Annotated in this window: 1 protein-coding gene; it reads left to right on the top strand. The window is 36.5% G+C overall.

The window, feature by feature from the left end:
* Positions 1 to 151 precede the first annotated feature (151 nt).
* A partial coding sequence (locus QUB37_RS29660) for a transposase (RefSeq protein WP_333168816.1) occupies positions 152 to 1,415 on the top strand: 1,264 nt, incomplete at its 3' end.

Below are 1,415 nucleotides of genomic sequence, written 5' to 3'. Positions count from 1 at the left end.
ACAATACTCCGGACAGTTTTTAAAGAGGAATGCGATCGCAATAAAATAGAGAAGTGAAAAAAGTGAGTGCAATCTGAACCCAAAATCAACAGAAAAAAAGGCACTCTTTTAGGTTAAGCTATAAAAACACACAAGCTCAACAGATTGCCTTATGAAGATTATTGAATCCATCTTACAACAAATGCCGGGGATTAGTCAACCCCAAAAGAAGTTTTTAATCACTTTATTTTCAACTATTTTGCTGACCTATGGCAAGGTCAACTTCACGAATCTCAGTCGTTATAGCTGTTTGAGTGAAAAAACCTACCGTCGTCACTTTCTCAAAAGCTTTAACTTTACACAATTTAATCAATATTTCCTCAAAGAAGCTTTAAATCCTAAACACACAGTTATTGCTGTTATTGATTGTTCTTTTTTAAGAAAAAGCGGCAAAAAAACAGACGGTAAAGCTTATTTTTATAATGGTGTAGCGGGAAAATCGGAAGAGGGATTGGAAATTTATGTGATTTCTATTGTCGAAATTGAGACTCGTTTATCTTATAGTTTAAGTGTACAACAAACTCCATCACGCCCTCAAATAAAGCCTGCGAAAAAGCTGCCCCAAAAACCGAATAATAACCGCTCGAAAACATCTCGCAAAAAACCTGACTTTCAAAGTTCAAAGCCTGACATCACAAGAGTTGATGACTATGCACAACATCTAAAGAATACTCGTTGTTACTTCCCAACTTCTGTACGTTATTTGGTGGCTGATGGCTATTACTATCGCTCTAAATTCTGGGATGCTGTGCGGGACTTAAATTTAGACTTTATTGGCAAGTTAAGAAGTGATGCTAACCTACGCTATCTCTATACAGGTGAACAAAAGAAACTGGGAGCTCCACGTAAATATGATGGCAAGGTTGACTGCCATGATTTGAGTCGTCTTAATTTCGTTAAAGACCTAAAACCGGGAGTTTCATTATATACATTGATTGCGTGGAGTTGTTGTTTAAATTGCCCAATTTGTTTGGTTTGTATCTCTGAAGTTCAAGCCAACGGCAAAATCAAAAATGCTTTATTGTTTAGCACTGATATTCACCTACCACCTGAGCAAATTCTTGAATATTATCAGGCTCGCTTCCAGATTGAATTTATTTTTCGTGATGCCAAGCAATTTACAGGATTGTCTGATTGTCAAGCTCGTCATTTACCACGGCTTGATTTTCATTTTAATGCCAGTCTAATTGCCTTAAACTTAGCTAAACATCAACTCTCTAGTTGTCATTCATCTGCCAAGTCGTTTGTGTTTTCTATGGCCTCTTATAAACGCCTGGAATTCAATAAGCATCTACTTTGTACCTTTATTGATAAGTTAGATTTAGACCCGGATTTGATTTTAAATCACCCTAACCTTCCTTCAGTCTTGTCTTATG

The organism is Microcoleus sp. AT3-A2 (assembly GCF_036705685.1).
GTDB lineage: Bacteria > Cyanobacteriota > Cyanobacteriia > Cyanobacteriales > Microcoleaceae > Microcoleus.
The sequence above is the reverse complement of the archived record's forward strand: the minus strand, read 5'-3'. Positions and strand labels throughout refer to the sequence as shown.